The sequence below is a fragment of the Candidatus Methylopumilus turicensis genome (assembly GCF_000953015.1).
Lineage (GTDB): Bacteria > Pseudomonadota > Gammaproteobacteria > Burkholderiales > Methylophilaceae > Methylopumilus_A > Methylopumilus_A turicensis.
On sequence record NZ_LN794158.1, the window covers coordinates 998,739 to 1,017,786 of the forward strand.

The window sequence follows — 19,048 nt, forward strand, 5'->3', positions numbered from 1 at the left end:
GAAACAATGCTTTCAACTTTTACTGTTGAGTACTGTCTGTCATCATGAGACGACTATTCACATAAATTTTCTTGTTTGATTTCAACGTACCAATATAAGCAGATGAAACTTCAGAAGCAATGGCTGTTCGCAACTCAAGCAGCGCGGTTTTTTTGGCATCTTCATCATCTAATTTATTTTGAACCGCCGTGACTTTAATCAGTAAATAGCCCTTTTGATTGTCTGCAACGCCTGCATAAGCAGGCAACTTACTCGTATCAACCTTAAAGACATTCGACATCGTTACTTCAGTGAGCCCTTGTGCATTTTTACGATCGACGATCACTGGCGTAATCCAATCTAAGTTAGCCACCTCTTTAGACGACTTGAGACTGGCAAGTGATGCTGCTCCTTTATCAATCGCTAGTTTAGTTGCTTTCTCAATCTTCAATAAATCAGCAATGCCTCCTTTAACTTCATCAAAGCTGCGAGGCGCAGATGGCTTGTAGTCAACTACGCGCGCGGATACAAGGGTATTGTTAGACACTTCAACCGCTTCAGTATTTCGTTTATCTTTGAGCACATCACTGCTAAAGACTAAAGTCATCAGCCTATCGCTCTTAAAGAATTTAGCACCATCAACGAAACTCATCCACTCACTCTTTTGAACAGGAACGCCATAAGTATCTGCCACAGGCTGCAAACTTGAAGACTGCTCATAAACCGTCGCACTAAATGCTTCTGCTTGTTCCGCAAACTTAGCAAGCGCTTTCTGGTACATAAGTTCAGCACGAATCTGCGGTTTGAGCTGTTCAAATCCTTGGCCTTGACCAAGGATTTCGTTTAATTTGATAATGTGATAACCAAAGTCAGATTGCACTAAACCGCTCACATCACCTTGCTTCATTGAAAAGGCTGCATCTTCAAATGGCTTGACCATAGCACCTCGACCAAAAGCGCCTAAATCACCGCCTTTTTCCGCAGAACCTGGATCCTGAGAATATTTCTTAGCGAGTTCAGCAAACTTTGCTGGATTCTTTTTGACTTCAGCTAATACTTGCTCGGCTTTCTTCTTTGCCTCAGCCTTAGCTTCTGGCGTGGCTGATGCTGAAAAACCAATTAAAATATGGCTAGCACGACGCTGCTCATCCCCTTGAAATTTTGATGCATTTTCATCATAAAATTTCTTAGCTTCATCTTCCGTAGTTTGCATTTTGGGAATTAATGTATTTGCAGAGAGCATTACATATTCAAGTTTTACCTGTTCTGGCACTTTGAATTTATCTTTATGTTTCTCGTAGTAAGCTTTAACTTCACTAGGATCAACATTCACTTGTGAAATAAAATCAGCCGTTTTAATTTCTGCAACGCTCACCTCACGTTGTTGATGCTCAACGACCAATGACGCGTTTTCAACTGCTTTTGAGGTAAACGCTAAGCCTGGAATGCCATCACGTACTTGCTGCAACAACATCTCGCCACGCATTTTTTTCTCAAATTGAGAAGGCGTCATTTGATTCTGACTTAATAGTCGGTCGTAAACCTCTTGAGAGAACTTACCACCCTCTTGAAACTCGGGCAAACTAGTAATGAATTGTGCTAGTTGCTCATTGGTAATTTTGAAGTTGCTGTTTGAAACTTCAGCATTAAAGAGCCTGGTGTTAATAAGACGATCCAACACAGATTGCTTCACCTCCGGTGAGTCCAGAGCGCTAATATCCTTTGGGTTTTCTTTTTGCAAACGATCACGAAGGCTTTGCATGGCATTACGATATTCTTGCACAGAAATTGTGGCGCCATCGACCTTTGCAACCGAGGCACCTGCACCGGCGTCTTTTAAGTAAGCATCGATACCAAACAAAGCGAATGGTACTGTAATTAAAGTTAAAATCAGCTTAGCGACCCAGCCTTTAGAATGTGCGCGAATAACTTCCAGCATAACAATAACACCTTAAATTGAATAAGTAAGAGCAGTTTATTAAGTCAGTAAATCTATCAAAAAGTTCTAAATTTACCTGTTGAAACAAGCCAGTAATTTAATAAACGCTGAATTGTAAATAATATGTAAATATACCATACAAGCGCAAGCCATGACAGGCTTAAGGTCACAAGCTTTTATTAACATGCGACGATAATATGAGATTTAAATTCGTTAAGGTAGAAAGCAAAAAAGCGAATCTTTCGATTCGCTTTTTTCTTGGCGGAGTGGACGGGACTCGAACCCGCGACCCCCGGCGTGACAGGCCGGTATTCTAACCAACTGAACTACCACTCCAAAACTATGCGCTACATATAAAACGATGTAACGACTTTTCTACGCTGGTTGAATGGTGGGTGATGACGGGGTCGAACCGCCGACATTCGCCTTGTAAGGGCGACGCTCTACCAACTGAGCTAATCACCCATTCGTTAACCAACGAAGAACGCTAGTTTACAGCATCCTTGAGCGCTTTACCAGCCCTAAATTTAGGAGAATTAGCTGCTTTGATAGAAATTGTTGCACCAGTACGTGGATTACGGCCGTTACGAGCAGCACGCTTACCTACATAAAATGTACCGAAACCGATAAGTGTAACCAAATCACCTTTTTTCAATGCGCCAGTTACTGCTGATGTTGTTGCATCCAATGCACGGCCTGCTGCAGCCTTTGAGATTCCAGCGGCTTTTGCGATTTGGTCGATTAGCTCTGATTTATTCACTTGTATCCCCTTGCGTTATTATTTATAAAACAGGCCATTAAAAGTCCTGCTGTTTTACTTTATAGCAAGTGTCAAAAGCCTGTGTCAAGCCTTTAAGTCCAAATATTCCATTAATGCTTGGTTATTACCACAGCCTCAGCTTCTTTAGCATCAGCAACGGGGATCACCTCAATCGTTGGTTCAGGCATTTTTTCCAAGGCAAACTCTAAAACCTCATCAATCCATTTAACTGGATGAATAACCAAGCAGTTCTTTACATTGTCAGGAATCTCAATGAGATCTTTAAGATTTTGATCCGGGATCAAAACCGTTTTGATTCCACCGCGATGAGCTGCCAACAACTTTTCTTTTAAGCCGCCGATTGGTAACACTTCGCCACGCAAGGTAATTTCACCCGTCATTGCAACATCTGCACGCACTGGTATGTTAGTTAATACTGAAACAAGTGCAGTCGTAATGCCGATACCAGCACTCGGGCCATCCTTAGGCGTCGCACCCTCAGGGAAGTGAATATGAATGTCATTCTTTTCATAAAAATCTTCAGGAATGCCTAAGCGTTTAGCACGGCTTCGCACCACACTCATCGCCGCTTGAATCGACTCTTGCATTACGTCACCAAGCTTACCCGTGGTAATTGTCTTGCCTTTTCCTGGCATTGCTACTGACTCAATCGTCAGCAAATCACCGCCCACTTGCGTCCAAGCCAACCCTGTCACCTGACCAATTTGATTTTCTTTTGCAGCCAAGCCGTAATCAAAACGTTGAACACCCAAATACTTCTCAACGGCTTCTGGCGTCACAACAATTTGCTCAACCTTGCCGTCTTTGGGTAAGCTTAGTTTTGTTGTCAAAATATCTTTAACAACCTTACGGCAAATCTTAGAGATTTCTCTATCTAAACTCCGAACGCCCGCCTCACGTGTGTAGTAACGAATGATTTCCTGCACAGATGCTTCAGAAATTTCAATCTCACCCGCTTTTAAACCATGCGCTTTTAACTGCTTAGGCACCAAGTAACGCATCGCAATATTGAGTTTTTCATCTTCTGTATATCCAGCAAGACGAATAATCTCCATACGATCCATCAAGGCCTCTGGAATATTGAGTGAGTTAGACGTTGCCACAAACATCACATCGGACAAGTCGTATTCAACTTCAACGTAATGATCGACAAAAGTATGGTTTTGCTCTGGATCAAGCACCTCAAGCAATGCAGATGAAGGATCACCACGCATATCTTGACCCATCTTATCCACCTCATCCAATAAGAATAAAGGATTCTTTACGGATACTTTTGCCATGCTTTGCAAAATCTTACCTGGCATAGAGCCAATATAAGTGCGGCGATGACCACGAATCTCAGATTCATCACGCACACCACCCAAAGCAACGCGCACAAATTTACGGTTAATTGCTTTGGCAATACTCTGACCAAGCGAAGTCTTACCCACGCCAGGAGGACCAACCAAACATAAGATTGGCGCTTTTGATTTATCAACACGTTGTTGAACAGCAAGATACTCAACAATACGCTCTTTCACTTTCTCAAGACCGTAATGATCTTCATCAAGGATACGTTGCGCCTCAACCAAGTCTTTATGGATTTTGGTCTTCTTCTTCCAAGGCAGATTAACCAATGTTTCAATGTAGTTACGAACCACGCTTGCTTCCGCAGACATCGGCGACATCATTCTTAGCTTCTTCATTTCTGAATTAGCTTTATCCAACGCCTCTTTTGGCATTTTTGCGGCATCAATTTTCTTAGCTAACTCATCGATATCCGCATTTTCGTCCTGCTCGCCAAGCTCTTTCTGAATCGCTTTGACTTGCTCATTCAAATAGTACTCACGCTGACTCTTTTCCATTTGGCGCTTTACTCGCCCACGGATGCGTTTCTCTACCTGCAAGATATCAATCTCGCCCTCCATCACGCCAAGCAAATGCTCAAGACGTTGAGAGACGCTAAACATCTCAAGAATGCTTTGTTTTTCTTCCAGTTTTAATGTTAAGTGCGCTGTAATCGTGTCAGCCAAACGACTTGCATCTTCGATCGTTGCAAGTGAAGTCAAAATCTCAGGTGGGATTTTTTTATTGAGTTTGACGTATTGGTCAAACTGCGTAAAAACAGTGCGCATCAATGCTTGCACTTCATGGTCATCTTCTGGTGTATCAACAATGACTTCAGCTTTCGCAGTAAAACACTCTTCCGTATCTTGAAACTCAACCAATTTAGCGCGGCTAACACCTTCAACCAACACCTTTACCGTACCATCAGGCAACTTAAGCATCTGAAGTACGGTTGCAATCGTGCCGACTTCATAGAGGTCAGAAGCATCAGGTTCGTCTTTATTTGCGGACTTCTGTGCCACCAAAAAGATTTGCTTGTTACCTTCAGAGGCAATCTCAAGGGCTTTTACTGATTTAGCACGCCCCACAAAAAGTGGAATCACCAAATGCGGATAAACGACCACATCGCGTAATGGCAATAGCGGCAAAAATCCTGCATCTGGGGTAAAAGTTGGCAATGTTTGTTCTGTCATGAGAAAGCCTTTAGCGTTAGCTTCGTTCGGCGATATACCAAACGTGTATGCAATCTAGTTGGGGATTAACGCTGACGCTTCAAGTGCCAGCGTTAATTATTTTTCAGTATTTGGATTTCAGTTAAATTAAATACTCAAAGAACTTATTTAACTAGCTGAATCGGCCGTGCGCGGCTCTTCTGAGTAAATCAAGATCGGTGGATTATCACCTTTGATCGTGCCCTCATCGACCACAACCTTGCTCAGGTTAGTCATGGAAGGTAAATCAAACATGATTTCAAGCAAGGCATGCTCCATAATAGAGCGCAAACCACGCGCACCCGTCTTACGTTCAAGTGCTTTTTTTGAGATCAAGCGAAGCGCTTCTTCACGGAACTCCAACTCAACACCTTCCATCTTGAAGAGCTTAGCAAACTGTTTAGTTAATGCATTCTTAGGCTCAACCAAAATTGTCATGAGCGCGTTTTCATCGAGCGACTCCAAAGTCGCAATCGCAGGCAAGCGACCCACGAACTCAGGAATTAAACCAAATTTAATTAAGTCCTCTGGCTCAACGTCGCGTAACACTTCACCGATCGCACGCGAGTCTTCTTTGCTCTTTACTTCAGCACCAAAGCCAATACCACCTTTTTCGGAGCGTCGACGAATTACCTTATCCAAGCCATCAAATGCACCACCACAAATGAAAAGAATATTAGTCGTATCTAACTGAACGAACTCTTGGTTTGGATGCTTACGACCGCCTTGAGGCGGCACAGAAGCCACAGTTCCCTCGATTAATTTAAGCAAGGCTTGTTGCACGCCCTCTCCAGAAACATCACGAGTAATGGATGGATTCTCTGACTTACGTGAAATCTTGTCGATTTCATCGATATAAACAATGCCACGCTGCGCTTTATCAATGTCATAGTCACATTTTTGAAGCAACTTTTGCATGATGTTTTCAACGTCTTCACCGACATAACCAGCTTCAGTCAATGTGGTTGCATCCGCCATCACGAATGGCACATCCAAAAGACGCGCTAGCGTTTGTGCAAGCAAGGTCTTACCTGAGCCAGTAGGGCCAATCACTAAAATGTTACTCTTAGCGATTTCCACATCATCTTTTGCAGTTGGTTGACCTAAACGCTTGTAATGGTTGTAAACCGCCACAGCCAAGCTTTTCTTAGCTTGCACCTGACCAATGACATATTGATCAAGGTTTGCACAGATCTCTTTTGGTGTTGGCAACTTTTTGTCGCTAACTTTTTCGCCATCAGCAGTTTGCGCCTCTTCACGAATAATGTCGTTACAAAGTTCAACGCACTCATCACAAATGAATACAGATGGGCCAGCAATCAGTTTTTTAACTTCATGCTGACTTTTACCGCAAAACGAACAATAAAGTAGTTTTTCGTCTGATGCGTTTGTAGTCATTAACTATTCCTAATATTTCTATATGAATTTGATGCTGATTTGTAGCAAAGCCAACTAAGCAGCTTCAGGACGATTTTCAATCACTTTATCAATCAAGCCGTAAGCAACTGATTGCTCAGCGCTCATGAAATTGTCACGCTCTGTATCGCGGTCAATTTCATCCGCTGTGCGACCCGTGTGGTGCGCCAAAATTTCATTGAGCTTCGCACGCAAATACAAAATCTCTTTCGCGTGAATCTCAATATCCGTTGACTGACCTTGGAAGCCGCCAGATGGTTGGTGAATCATAATGCGAGAGTTTGGTAAGCTAAAACGCTTATCTTTAGCGCCTGCAGCTAATAAGAAAGCACCCATACTCGCCGCTTGACCAATACACAAAGTACTCACGTCAGGCTTGATGAATTGCATGGTGTCATAAATAGACATCCCTGCAGTCACAGAGCCGCCAGGTGAATTGATGTAAAGCGAAATATCCTTATCTGGATTTTCCGCTTCCAAAAACAATAGCTGGGCCACAACTAAGTTGGCCGTCATGTCATTCACTGGACCAACCAAGAAAATCACGCGTTCTTTAAGTAGGCGTGAGTAAATGTCATAAGAGCGCTCACCACGGCCGCTTTGTTCAACGACCATAGGGATATAACCAAGACCTTGCGTATCCATGGAATTCATCATGTCCTTCATCTCGTGGCGACTAGTTGTATGCATTAAGCGTTACCCATCAAATCGTCAAATTTAACTTTTTTGTCTGTTACTTTTGCGGCAGACAATACCCAGTTCACAACGTTTTCTTCAGTTGCCAAGGCTGCAGGCTCATCAAGACGCTTAACGTCATCGTAGTACCAACGCACAACATCTTCAGGACGCTCAAAGCTGACTGAGAATTGGTCAACCATTGCACGCACTTGGTCAGCATCGGCTTGTAATGCATGCTCATTTACCAAATGCATCAACACCAAGCGCAATGTCGCGCCGCGCTTTGCTTGATCTTCAAACATTGAAGGCTCAAGTGTCACGTTGGCCAAATCAACACCACGTTGTTGCAAGTTGTGACGTGACATTTGCATCAAGCGATCGATTTCCATACCAAGCAACGCATTAGGTAAATCAAATTTAGCATTTGCAACTAGCGCATCAAACACTTGTTCTTTCACATTCTGACGAACGCGCTTAGTTACTTCTTGTGACAAGCTTTCTTTGATTTCAGCTTTCATTTTTTCAACATCGCCGTCATCAACGCCCAATGTTTTCGCAAAAGCAGCATCAATTTCAGGCAGCTTGACTTCAGCCACCTCAACGAAATTCACCTTGTATGAAACTGTTTTACCAGCCAACTGCTCTGGTTGATGGTCTGCAGGATAAACAATCTCAAACGTTGCTTCCGCGCCCGCTTTAGCACCAAGCAAATGCTCATCAAATTGTGGGACACGACCACCTTCGCCAATCACCAAATCAATCGTTTGACCGCCAGTGCTTTCAACTTCATTGCCGTCAATTGATGCGGACAAGCCAAGTTTCACCTTGTCACCTTTTTTAGCTGCACGTTTAACTGGTTCATAAGTGGCACGCTGCTTCACAAGCACATCCAATGTTCTGTTTACATCTGCTGCTGCCACATCTAAAACTGGACGCTCGATTTTGACTTTACTTAAATCACCGATTTCAACTTCCGGAAACACTTCGAATGTCGCAACATATTCAAATTCTTTATCCGCCTCAGCAAAAGGCTTATGTTCGATATTGGGATAACCAGCAACGCGTAACTTATTCGTTTCAACCCCTTCAGAGAATGAACGTTCTACAGCGTTGGTCAGCGCTTCATCACGCGCTTGAGCGCCATACTGTTGATGAACGAATTTGGCGGGGACTTTACCTGGACGGAAACCAGGCAATTTAGCAGTGCGCATCAATTGACCGATACGTTGGTTAATTTCATCCTCAATTGGTTTCATCGGCACGGTTACCGTCATGCGGCGTTCTAGTTTGCTGATGATTTCAACGGTTGCTGACATTTGTTGTGTTCCTTAACTCAAGAAATTGGTAGGTAAATTGGAATCCAAATTGATCGATCGTCTTAATTCGGACGTCATTGGGACCCACTAAATTATTAAAGGTTGCGATTATATCACAGGAGATTTTTTAGATAATCGGCTTTATTACAGTCTCACTAAGCGCTTAAAAGACACATAAAATGTATTAATAGACTAAAATACTCAGGTAAATATTTCATGGCTTAAACAAGGAGAACGATCATGACAAACGCAGTAACACTCAAAGGCAACTCAATCACCATCGGTGGAAACATCCCAACAGTAGGCCAGACTGCTCGTAATTTCGAGCTTGCCAATGCAAAACGTGAAACAGTGACCTTAGAAAACTATGCTGGAAAACGTAAAGTTCTAAATATTTTCCCGAGTATTGATACGCCAACCTGCGCAACTTCAGTCCGTGAATTTAACAAAAAGGCAGCCGCACTTAACAATACAGTCGTGCTTTGTATTTCAGCAGATTTGCCATTCGCGCAAAGCCGCTTTTGTGGTGCTGAAGGCATTGAAAACGTTATCGCACTGTCAAGCTTCCGTAACAACGCGCAATTTGCGACAAACTACGGCGTAGCGATTTTGGATAGCAGCTTAGCTGGTTTAACTGCACGTGCGGTCATTGTGCTAGATGAAGACAACAAGGTTTTACATAGCGAATTAGTTTCAGAAATCGCTAATGAGCCTAACTATGATGCGGCACTAGCTGTTCTTTAAGCTTTAACAAGCACAACAAAAAAGCCCGCAGATTGATGTGCGGGCTTTTTGTTATCCAAATTACTCACCAACTCTACTTTTCACTCATTTCCTGATAAACCGTATATTTTGCATTACTACCTTTTGCCTTTTCTACTGGATACTTAATGGCATTTAAGGCTATTTTTTCGTGAGCTGCTTTAATTAAATCGATGCCCGTCACCTCCGCCAATCGCAGCAAATACACAAAAGTATCAGCAAGCTCATGTGCTACCTCCTGGCGCTTCTCAGCGCTTAAGTCGTAGCTTTCCTGGATGGTGTCCCACTGAAAATGCTCCACCAATTCAGCAGCCTCAACAATCATCGCCATTGCAAGGTTCTTAGGTGAGTGAAATTGAGCCCAATCACGTTCATTTACGAAAGCATCAATTTTTTGACGCAATTCAGCCAAGCTATCCGCCATTATTTTTCCTTTCGATTCGATCCTGCCACTAGCTTAATTTCAAACAAACGGCACTCTAGAGGCCCGTTAAAGAGCGGTGTGCGTTTCGTCGGCGCTAGGCGCATCATTTTAGGCAGACGCATATCATTGGTGAGAAAATAAGCACTCCAGCCAGCGAAGTTGCGCTTCAAGGTCTCCCCCATTTTCGGGTAAAGCGCAGCTAATTCTTCGTCTTCACCGATACGCACCCCATAAGGTGGATTCGTCACCAGCACACCATCTCCTGCTGGCGCTGGCACTTGAGTAAACTCTAACTGCGCAATCTGTACGGCCTCTAACAATCCCGCTTGCTCTAAATTTTGCTTGGCCACACGCACGGCACGCAAATCCATATCACTACCGTAAATCTTAGAGAATTTAACTGGTTTAGCTTTTTTCCTAGCATCTTCACGCAAGCTATTCCAAAGTTTCGCGTCAAAATTCAGCAGCTTTTCAAAGCCAAAGCCACGATGACTGCCAGGTGCAATATTGAGGGCCATCATCGTCGCCTCTAGCAAGAAAGTACCACTACCGCACATTGGGTCTAGAAACGGCTGCCCTGGCTTCCAGCCAGAAAGCTTAATAATGCCAGCCGCTAAGTTCTCACGCAAAGGCGCTTCAATGCTGGCGCGACGCAAACCACGCTGATAAAGCGCATTGCCTGATGTATCCAAATAGAATTGATAGCTATCAGCCGCTAAATAAGCATGAATGCGCACATCTGGCTCTTTGGTATCAATATATGGGCGGCTTTTAACGGCCTGACGGAACTTATCACATACCGCGTCCTTAATACGCAGTGTTGCAAACTCTAGGCTCTTGAGCGGACATTTCACACCCGTCACCTTGACCATAAAGTTATTACTGACTTTAAACCAGCTTGGCCAATCGAGCTTGTAAGCAGCATTAAACAAATCATCTTCAGTCGCATACTTACCACTCGCCACGCGCCACATAATACGTGTCGCAATACGGCTTTCAAGATTAGCTTTGTAGCAAACAGCCAAATCACCGCTAAAACCCACCCCACCATCTGTGGCTTGAATGGCTTTTGCGCCAATACTGGCAAGCTCATCCGCCAATAAGGCTTCAAGACCGCGCGGGCAAGTGGCGAAAAAATTGTGCTGACTCATGTGTAATACTTTCTTTAAATTTACGCTTCGAATAAGAGGCGATTAGTAGTGCTTAAATTTTCATCTTTGAGTTTCTCAACAAACTCAAGAAACTCTATTTTGTGATGTTCTTGGAGGGCTTTTGCACGGACTCTTAAGGTTGACCATCTTAAATCGCGTGGTGGGCGTTTAAAGCCAAACACCACGATATTGCCTGGGCGTCCTGTGCGTAAAACCAATACACGGCCATGGAAACTTTGCTCAATGCGTTGCAAATAGATATCGAAGTTCTTATCTGAACCCCACAGATTAACCGCCATCATGCCATCTAATCGCAAGGACGCTTCACAAGTATCAAAAAAAGCTTGATTGTACATCTCGGGCGGAACCCCTTGGCTGTCAAAGATATCAAGCAAAAGCACATCAGCTGCACCGTTGTTTTCTTGGAGATAAACAACACCGTCGCCTTCGATTACTTCTAATCTATCGTCATCATCAGGCAAGTAAAAGTGGCTGCGTGCCACTTGAATAATACGCGGATTAATCTCAACAACTCGGGTTTGCATCTCAGGTAAAAAGTGGTGAATGTATTTTGGAATAGAACCACCGCCCAAACCGATCATCAACACCTCTTTAGGCTGCTTCATGAACAGCAAAAACATCATCATGCCACGTGAGTAAGCAAGCTCTAGCTCATCAGGCACTTTGACACGCATCGCACTTTGCACGGTTTCTGAACCAAGATATAGAGAGCGCACACCATCCATTTCGCTGACATCAACGCTCTCTTCACCAGTCATGCCTTTATGCACGGCTCTGGAGATTCTTCGTCCGAAACTTCTCATTTAAAGCACTTCCTCCACACCCTTGCTGTCATCAATCAGCACATCCGTCACCACGGGCGCTTCTTCCGCAGCCTTGAAGCGCGTATCGATTTCCATCATCAATGTATCAATACGCTTAATTTCTAATGTCACACGGGTGCCTACAGGCAATTCAGGCAAACTATGCACCTTGGTAATGTAAGGCATATGATCAAAACGCACTAAGTTTTCACGCCAAACCGTGGCTGAAATCTCCTGTACGTTTTCTTGTACCAAATACTGCAAGCACCAGAATCGCTCCATACGCGTTTGGAAATCGCCGTAAGCGTTATACGTTAAATCAAAATGCCGCATAATCATTGCAAGCTCATCGCTATTTTGCGGATAAGTTGGCTCATCCCCTTGCACCACGGCAATGATTTGGCGCTGATTCACTAAGTCGACTGCACGACGCAACGGGGAAGTGCTCCAAGCATATTGCGCCACACCCAAGCCTTGATGCGAATCAGCTTGCGTCGTCATATAAACCTTACCGCCATTTTGCGCACGATAAATCCCTGGTACTTGATGTTCAGCAAGCAAAGCACCCCATTGGCTGTTGGCTTCTATCATTAATTCAGCCACTAGCTTATCCATCGGTGAACCACGACGACGGCCGACGATGCGCACTTTGCCATCCTCAACATAAAAGTTGTAATCAATTTGAATTGGACGGTTTGGGTCATGCTTGCCACGCCCTTTTTCAAGCGATTCAGCCAAATTAAATAACAAAAAAAGCTTCGCCCAGTAAGGATGGCCGTTATCTTCAGCTAAGGTATCTTCGTTGAAGTAAGGTTCCAAAGTATCATGGCGCAGATTATCCGTCACATGAACTAGCTCTACTTTGCTATGGCGGTTGCTAATTGTTAAGTCCGCCGCCACATCTAAATACATCGAAAGTGCAGGCCTCCACTCTCCTTCGTTTAAGCTAAACGGCGTAATTGCAAACTCAGGCAACATGGTAATTTTGTTGCCCGGCATATACACGGTAGACAGGCGATGCAAGGCTACTTCATCTAAAGGCGTATGGGGCGCAATACCTAGCGCTGGGGCGGCAATATGGATGCCAACTCGGTGTGCACCATCGGGTAATGTTTGAATCGAAAAGGCATCGTCAATTTCAGTCGTCGTGCTGTCATCAATACTGAAAGCTTCCACTTCAGCAGGCGGTAAATCTTGCGACATATCAGTCAATGACAAGCCCTCCGCAAACTGAATGCCTTTAGGAAAGTACTCGCGCAAAAATGCACCCAAGTGATAATCGTGGTTAGATGCAATGCCACCAGCATAAGAAATCACTTGAATAGGATTCACATGAAGTTCAGCAGAAGCTTGTTCAACAGCTTTCCACTCCATGCTATTTTTATCAGGCTCATAAAGCAGCATATCTAGCTTAAGCGCCAACTCTTCTGGCATTTGCTTCGCTTTTAACTGCTCAACGAATAATTGAATTTTTTCAGCCTGCACACGCTTTTTCTCAAGCGCAGCTAATGCGGCCTTTAGCGTATCTGGTGGCGCCGCTTTATATCGACCCTTACCTTTGCGATAAAAGTAAACTGGCGCACTATGCAAACGCATGGCAACCGCAGCAGATTCAATCGCACTTGGTGCCTTACCGTAATATTCTTTAGCGAGCTCTTCAAAGCCAAACTCAGGCTCGCCGCAACATTCCCACAAAAATGGCACTTCCAAGCATTCAGCCTCAGTATTTGCTGCTTCCATAAAGCTTGCTAACGCGCTTTCAAACCTCAGTAGCACATTCGCCGCTTTAATTTTAGAACGCTTACCGCTGGCCGATTCCACCTGCAAAGCACCTGCGGTCTCAGACATCACTGAAGCGACTTTAAAGCCACCATCTTCTTCAAAAAATACATTCATTACTTGGGCGTCACAGTACGTTCAAAATTCAATTGCGCACATTTTACAGTGCTTTCAGTTCCGCGCTTGAGATAACACAGCTAAGATGTCACTTTATTTGCAAAACAACGGCTAGGCTTATTTTCCAAAAATCCAAGTTTCTAAGTCAGGCAAGGCGCGAACCTAAAAATTGGACGCCGCATATGTTTGATATACAAGGAGAGATTTTTTGGTGAGTAACGCAGCATCACAAAGAAACTTTGATTTTTTATGGATAATCGCATCCCCATTACTTTATTAACGGGTTTTCTTGGTTCTGGAAAAACGACACTTCTAAACAAGTTGCTCAACCACTCTGGCATGAAAGACACTGCCGTCATCATTAACGAGCTGGGCGCGACAGGCCTAGATGACATTCTTGCTAAAAATTTAGAGCGCAAAGTTGAAAGCCAACACATTGCCGACAATACAGTTTTATTAGAATCAGGTTGCTTATGTTGTACGCTCACCACCGAAATGGCAGATACACTTCGTGATTTATTCTTCAAACGCGCACTTTCAGCCATTCCTGAATTTAAACGCCTGATTATTGAAACCACAGGCATGGCAGACCCAGGGCCGATTATGGGTAGTTTGCTCAACGAACCCGTCATTAGTTCTACTTACCGATTAGATGCTGTGGTGGTGACCGTAGATAGCGTTTATGGATTAGAGCAACTAAAAGCCCACGCCGAGGCCAGAAAACAAGCGGCTGTGGCAGATGTGCTCCTCATTACCAAACCAGACTTAGCAAATGCAGAACAAATAAACGCTTTAGAAACAGCGCTCAGTGAAATCAACCCGGGCGCAACCCAATACCAAGTCATGCAAGGCCAAATCGACCCAATTCATATTATCGAGATTGGTTTGTTTGATAGCAGCAACCAAGAGGCCAAACCAGAACGCTGGTTACGCGCACCCACTAAGAAAAACGCAGGGCTGTTTAAAGAAGCCCACGATGAGGGCATTACCAGCTTCACCATTGCGCTACCCATGCCACTTAGTTATGACCTGCTCGAGCCTAAGCTAGCATGGCTATGCGCCACCCACGGCGAACAGTTGCTGAGAATGAAAGGCATTGTCCATGCCGATGACCAGCCAGACCCAATTGCTGTCCACGCCGTGCATAAAACGCTCTACACACCAACCATGCTCACGGACTGGAAAGAAGAAAAGCCGATTTCTCGGCTTGTGTTGATTGGCAAAGGCTTAGATGAAGCGGCCATTAGAAATGAAATGATGCGGATTTAGTACTACTTCAAATCTTCCCAAATCTTATCCAGCCGTTTAGTCGATACAGGGAACGCCGTTTTTAACTCTTGCGCAAACAATGACACGCGCAGTTCTTCTATCAACCAACGATAATCTGCTAACGCCTCACTCACCTCGGCATTGGCTTTGCGCAAATTACTCACTTTATCTTGCCAGCGTTGCCAGACCATTTGTACGTTTTGTGCACTTTTGGCATCGCGGTCTATCGCACTTGGATATTTATCAAGACGCAGTTTTAAGGCTTTGAGATAGCGAGGAAGATGTTGCAATCGCTCCCACGGCGTTTGGCTAAAAAACTTCTTAGGTAATAACAACGCTAATTGTTCTTCGACTTCTTTTTTCACACGCGCCATATTGGGCGGCAAGGTACCCAGCTTTTGGGTGAGTGCTAAATACTCTTGTGCAATTCCTGCGGCAAGTCTTGACGAGGAGTCCACCACTGCTGGCAAGCGCGTTCGCGCGCGCTGTTTGAGCGTCATAAACTCTGCATTCGTGCGCGGCAAATCATCCTCACCAATAAATGCTCTGTCACTAATGGCAAGCAACATATCCTCACGTAAATCATCTGGCGAAATCAGATTGCGTAACAACAGCGCATATTGATTAAATTGTGGCAGACCTTTTTCAAGCTGTTTCATTTGCTCTTTTAGCTCAAAACGCATCAGCCTGCACACGCCCATTCTATGGGCTTGATGAGCCATCGTTTCAGTATCAAACAGCTTTACCGCTACGTTATCTTTATTGTCTTCAAGCGCTGGGTAGCCAGTGAGCTGATGACCTTCTTTTGTGAAGGTGAGCGTTTTAGGTAAATCGCCAAAGTCCCATTGCTTGAGGCCTGTTTTCTCAATGCTTGGGGAACTGCTTCTAAAGGTGAGTTGTGCAGCACTTCCTAATTGCGCCTTCAGTGCGTTCCAATCGCGGCCCATACCTAATTCGCGGCTTTTTTCATCGACCACGCTAAAGTTCATGCGCAAGTGATCTGTCATACCACTCAAATCAAAATCCGCCACTGATAGCTTAAGTGTGGTCTGTTTCTGAATGTACTCAGCCAATGCAGGCATTAAGGCTTGCTCATATTGTGCTTGCTCTAAAAAGCCCGTCACAAAATCTGGCACTGGCACACAAACGCGGCGTAAGGCTTTGGGTAGGGCTTTGATAAGCCCTGTAATCTTTTCTCGCACCATGCCTGGCACCAACCAATCTGCCTGCGCAGGGTTTAATTGATTAAGCAATGCTAGGGGCACGGTCGTGGTCACACCATCCAGCGGATGACCTGGTTCAAAGCGATATTTAAGCGGGAGCGTGGCACCATCCATTACAAAGCTTTCGGGGAATTGAGCCTCTGTGACCCCGGCCGCACCATGACGCATCAAGGCATCTTTAGTGAGATAGAGCAGACGCGGCACTTTTTCTTCCGCCTCTTTTCGCCACTTTTCAAAACTTGCGCCGTTATATATTCCTTGCGGAATAATCTTGTCATAGAAAGCAAATAAAACATGCTCATCCACCAGCACATCTTGACGACGGGCTTTGTGCTCTAGCTCTTCAATCTGTGCTATTAAATGACGATTTGCTTCAAAGAACGGTGCGCGCGTATCAAACTCCATATTCGCCAACGCCTCGCGCACAAAAATCTCACGCGACTCTTGCGGATCAATGAGGCCGTAATGCACGCGGCGCTTAGGAATAATCGTTAACCCATAGAGGCTCACACGCTCCCAAGCGGAAACTTGCGCGAGCTTTCTATCCCAACGTGGATCTGAGTAATGACTTTGCGTGAGATTCCTTGCGAGTGGCTCTATCCAATCGGGGTCTATCTTGGCTACACAACGCGCATAAAGCTTGCTAGTTTCCATCAACTCTGACGCCATCACCCACTTAGGGCGAGTCTTTTTGAGTGCGGAACCTGGCGCAATGGTAAAGCGAATGCCGCGTGCGCCTGAGTAACTATCCGCCTCGCCATCTTTAAAGCCGATATTGCCTAGCAAGCCAGACAATAAAGCACGGTGAATTTGGTCATAGTTTTTATCTAAGTCGGCCTCTTCCACATTAGGCTTTAAATCTAACTCTTCGGCGATTTCACGGATTTGTCCATGCAACTCGCGCCATTCTTTTAGGCGTAAGAAAGACAGGAAGTTTTGATGGCATTTACCCAACAAATCTTTATTCGACTTTTTAGTTTTGAGCGCTTCATCGTAAAAATTCCAAAGCTTGAGATAGCCCAAGAAATCAGAGCGCTCATCTGCGAATTTAGCATGGGCTTGATCTGCCGCCTCACGCTTATCCATTGGCCGTTCACGCGGGTCTTGAATGCTAAGCGCACTGGCGATAATCAAAATCTCGCGCAATACGCCTTCTTGTTTAGCGGCCAAAATCATGCGGCCGACTCTTGGGTCTAAAGGCAAACGAGCAAGCTGTTTACCTAGCTCGGTGATTTCACGATTCGCATCGACCGCGCCTAACTCCTGCAATAGCAAATAGCCATCTGCAATGAGGCGTGATGAAGGCGCTTCAATAAAGGGAAACTGGCTAATATCGCCTAGGCGTAATGCGGCCATCCGCAAGATGACTGAGGCCAATGAACTACGCAGAATTTCAGGGTCAGTAAACGCTGGGCGACTATTAAAATCCTGCTCGTCATAAAGTCTGATACAAATACCGTTTGAAACACGACCGCATCGGCCGGCACGTTGTTTAGCGGCGGCTTGACTAATCTTTTCAATCTGCAATTGCTCAACTTTGGCACGGCTACTGTAACGATTTACTCTAGCCAGACCTGCGTCAATCACATACTTAATGCCCGGCACAGTCAGTGAGGTTTCAGCCACGTTAGTAGCAAGCACAATACGGCGCGTGCCTGTGGTACGGAAGATTTTTTGTTGGTCTTCAATCGAAAGCCTTGCGAACAGTGGCAAGACCTCAATATGTTTTAGCTTGGCTGAACGGCCTTGGTATTTTCTTAAATGCTCTGCAACATCGCGAATTTCATGCTCACCTGGCAAAAATACCAAGATGTCGCCATCACCTTGCCGAAGCAAATCATCTGCCGCATCTAAAATCGCTTCTTCAATCGCCTCTTCAGCATCGTCTTCTTCCAGCCAACGCGCTTCTGTCTTGCCTTTGCGTTTAATCCCAAAAAGATTATCGTCATCCTCACCAATATCATCTTCAACAGTTTGGGCACTATAGCCAGCTTTACCGAGCGGACGATACCGAATTTCAACGGGATAGGTACGGCCAGAAACCTCAATCACAGGCGCGCCATCAAAGTGTTTAGAGAATCTATCCGCATCAATCGTGGCGGAAGTGACAATCACTTTTAAGTCGGGACGTTTTACAAGTAGCTGTTTAAGGTAACCCAGCAAGAAATCAATGTTCAGACTGCGCTCATGCGCCTCATCGATAATGATGGTGTCGTAAGCATTAAGGAAATGGTCACCCTGCGTTTCTGCCAGCAAAATACCATCGGTCATCAACTTGATATAGCTAGACTCTGAAAGCTTATCGTTAAAGCGGACTTTATAGCCCACTACCTCACCCAATGGCGACTTGAGCTCTTGCGCAATACGACTTGCCACCGATCGTGCCGCAATACGCCGTGGCTGTGTATGACCAATTAAACCGCTAATACCACGACCAAGCTCTAAACAGATTTTAGGTAATTGCGTGGTTTTACCAGAGCCTGTTTCGCCGCAAACAATCACGACCTGGTTTTTCTCTATCGCCGACTTAATTTCATCTTTGCGCGCAGTTACAGGTAAATCAAGCTCATATTCAGGCTTAGGCAAAGCATTCAAACGCGCTTGATATTTTTGATGTGAAGATGAAATCTTTTGCACAATTTCAGCCAACAGCCTATCGATTTTTTGACTGGCTTTCGCATCAGGTGCTTTTTCGGTGGCTTTTTCGGTGGCTTTTTCGGTGGCTTTTTGCAAATCGAAAAGATCGCGTATCTTGCGACGCAAACCGTGGCGGTCTGCCAACATGCAAGTTGCAAGCGCTTGGTTAAACTGAGTGATAGATTGGGGATTGTTCATGTGGGACTTCAGCAACAC

Annotated in this window: 13 protein-coding genes and 2 tRNA genes; 2 read left to right on the forward strand and 13 right to left on the reverse strand. The window is 44.7% G+C overall.

Annotated elements, in window-relative coordinates:
- Positions 1 to 19: 19 nt before the first annotated feature.
- The 8 genes from BN1209_RS05065 to tig all read right to left on the reverse strand — a co-directional run bounded on the left by BN1209_RS05065 (position 20) and on the right by tig (position 8,646).
- Positions 20 to 1,918, reverse strand: coding sequence for a SurA N-terminal domain-containing protein (locus tag BN1209_RS05065; protein ID WP_045751237.1), 1,899 nt, complete (start codon positions 1,916 to 1,918; stop codon positions 20 to 22).
- A gap of 259 nt (positions 1,919 to 2,177) precedes the next feature.
- Positions 2,178 to 2,254, reverse strand: a tRNA-Asp gene (locus BN1209_RS05070).
- Between the two features lie 53 nt (positions 2,255 to 2,307).
- Positions 2,308 to 2,383, reverse strand: a tRNA-Val gene (locus tag BN1209_RS05075).
- A gap of 22 nt (positions 2,384 to 2,405) precedes the next feature.
- Complete coding sequence (locus tag BN1209_RS05080) at positions 2,406 to 2,678, reverse strand: HU family DNA-binding protein (protein ID WP_045751238.1); 273 nt, start codon at positions 2,676 to 2,678, stop codon at positions 2,406 to 2,408.
- A 110-nt stretch (positions 2,679 to 2,788) separates the two neighbouring features.
- On the reverse strand, positions 2,789 to 5,218 hold the full coding sequence (gene lon, locus BN1209_RS05085) for an endopeptidase La (RefSeq protein ID WP_045751239.1): 2,430 nt from the start codon (positions 5,216 to 5,218) through the stop codon (positions 2,789 to 2,791).
- 147 nt (positions 5,219 to 5,365) lie between these two features.
- Positions 5,366 to 6,634 carry an ATP-dependent Clp protease ATP-binding subunit ClpX gene (clpX, locus tag BN1209_RS05090; RefSeq protein WP_045751240.1) on the reverse strand — a complete coding sequence of 423 codons (1,269 nt, stop codon included), beginning with the start codon at positions 6,632 to 6,634 and terminating at the stop codon, positions 5,366 to 5,368.
- A 54-nt stretch (positions 6,635 to 6,688) separates the two neighbouring features.
- Positions 6,689 to 7,342, reverse strand: a complete 654-nt coding sequence (gene clpP / locus BN1209_RS05095; protein ID WP_045751241.1) for an ATP-dependent Clp endopeptidase proteolytic subunit ClpP — start codon at positions 7,340 to 7,342, stop codon at positions 6,689 to 6,691.
- Positions 7,342 to 8,646: a trigger factor gene (gene tig / locus BN1209_RS05100; protein ID WP_045751242.1), complete on the reverse strand. Its 1,305-nt coding sequence runs from the start codon at positions 8,644 to 8,646 to the stop codon at positions 7,342 to 7,344. The genes clpP and tig overlap by 1 nt, the downstream gene beginning before the upstream one ends.
- 240 nt (positions 8,647 to 8,886) lie before the next feature.
- Between tig and tpx the strand changes: the two genes are divergently transcribed.
- Complete coding sequence (tpx, locus tag BN1209_RS05105) at positions 8,887 to 9,390, forward strand: thiol peroxidase (RefSeq protein WP_045751243.1); 504 nt, start codon at positions 8,887 to 8,889, stop codon at positions 9,388 to 9,390.
- A gap of 73 nt (positions 9,391 to 9,463) precedes the next feature.
- Here tpx and BN1209_RS05110 read toward each other — a convergent pair whose 3' ends face one another.
- The 4 genes from BN1209_RS05110 to BN1209_RS05125 are packed head-to-tail and all read right to left on the reverse strand — an operon-like array spanning position 9,464 to position 13,703.
- Complete coding sequence (locus BN1209_RS05110; RefSeq protein ID WP_045751244.1) at positions 9,464 to 9,832, reverse strand: nucleotide pyrophosphohydrolase; 369 nt, start codon at positions 9,830 to 9,832, stop codon at positions 9,464 to 9,466.
- Positions 9,832 to 10,983, reverse strand: a complete 1,152-nt coding sequence (locus BN1209_RS05115) for a THUMP domain-containing class I SAM-dependent RNA methyltransferase (RefSeq protein ID WP_045751245.1) — start codon at positions 10,981 to 10,983, stop codon at positions 9,832 to 9,834. The genes BN1209_RS05110 and BN1209_RS05115 overlap by 1 nt, the downstream gene beginning before the upstream one ends.
- A 20-nt stretch (positions 10,984 to 11,003) precedes the next feature.
- A complete protein-coding gene (locus tag BN1209_RS05120) occupies positions 11,004 to 11,807 on the reverse strand; it encodes a polyamine aminopropyltransferase (RefSeq protein ID WP_045751246.1) in 804 nt (267 codons plus the stop codon).
- Positions 11,808 to 13,703, reverse strand: a complete 1,896-nt coding sequence (locus BN1209_RS05125; protein ID WP_045751247.1) for a ribonuclease catalytic domain-containing protein — start codon at positions 13,701 to 13,703, stop codon at positions 11,808 to 11,810.
- A gap of 249 nt (positions 13,704 to 13,952) precedes the next feature.
- Between BN1209_RS05125 and BN1209_RS05130 the strand changes: the two genes are divergently transcribed.
- Complete coding sequence (locus tag BN1209_RS05130) at positions 13,953 to 14,972, forward strand: CobW family GTP-binding protein (RefSeq protein WP_045751248.1); 1,020 nt, start codon at positions 13,953 to 13,955, stop codon at positions 14,970 to 14,972.
- Positions 14,973 to 14,974: 2 nt separating this feature from the next.
- Here the strand turns inward: BN1209_RS05130 and hrpA are convergent, their stop codons facing one another.
- The gene (gene hrpA, locus BN1209_RS05135; RefSeq protein WP_045751249.1) at positions 14,975 to 19,030 is read right to left on the reverse strand and encodes an ATP-dependent RNA helicase HrpA; all 4,056 of its coding nucleotides are present in this window, start codon (positions 19,028 to 19,030) and stop codon (positions 14,975 to 14,977) included.
- Positions 19,031 to 19,048 lie beyond the last annotated feature (18 nt).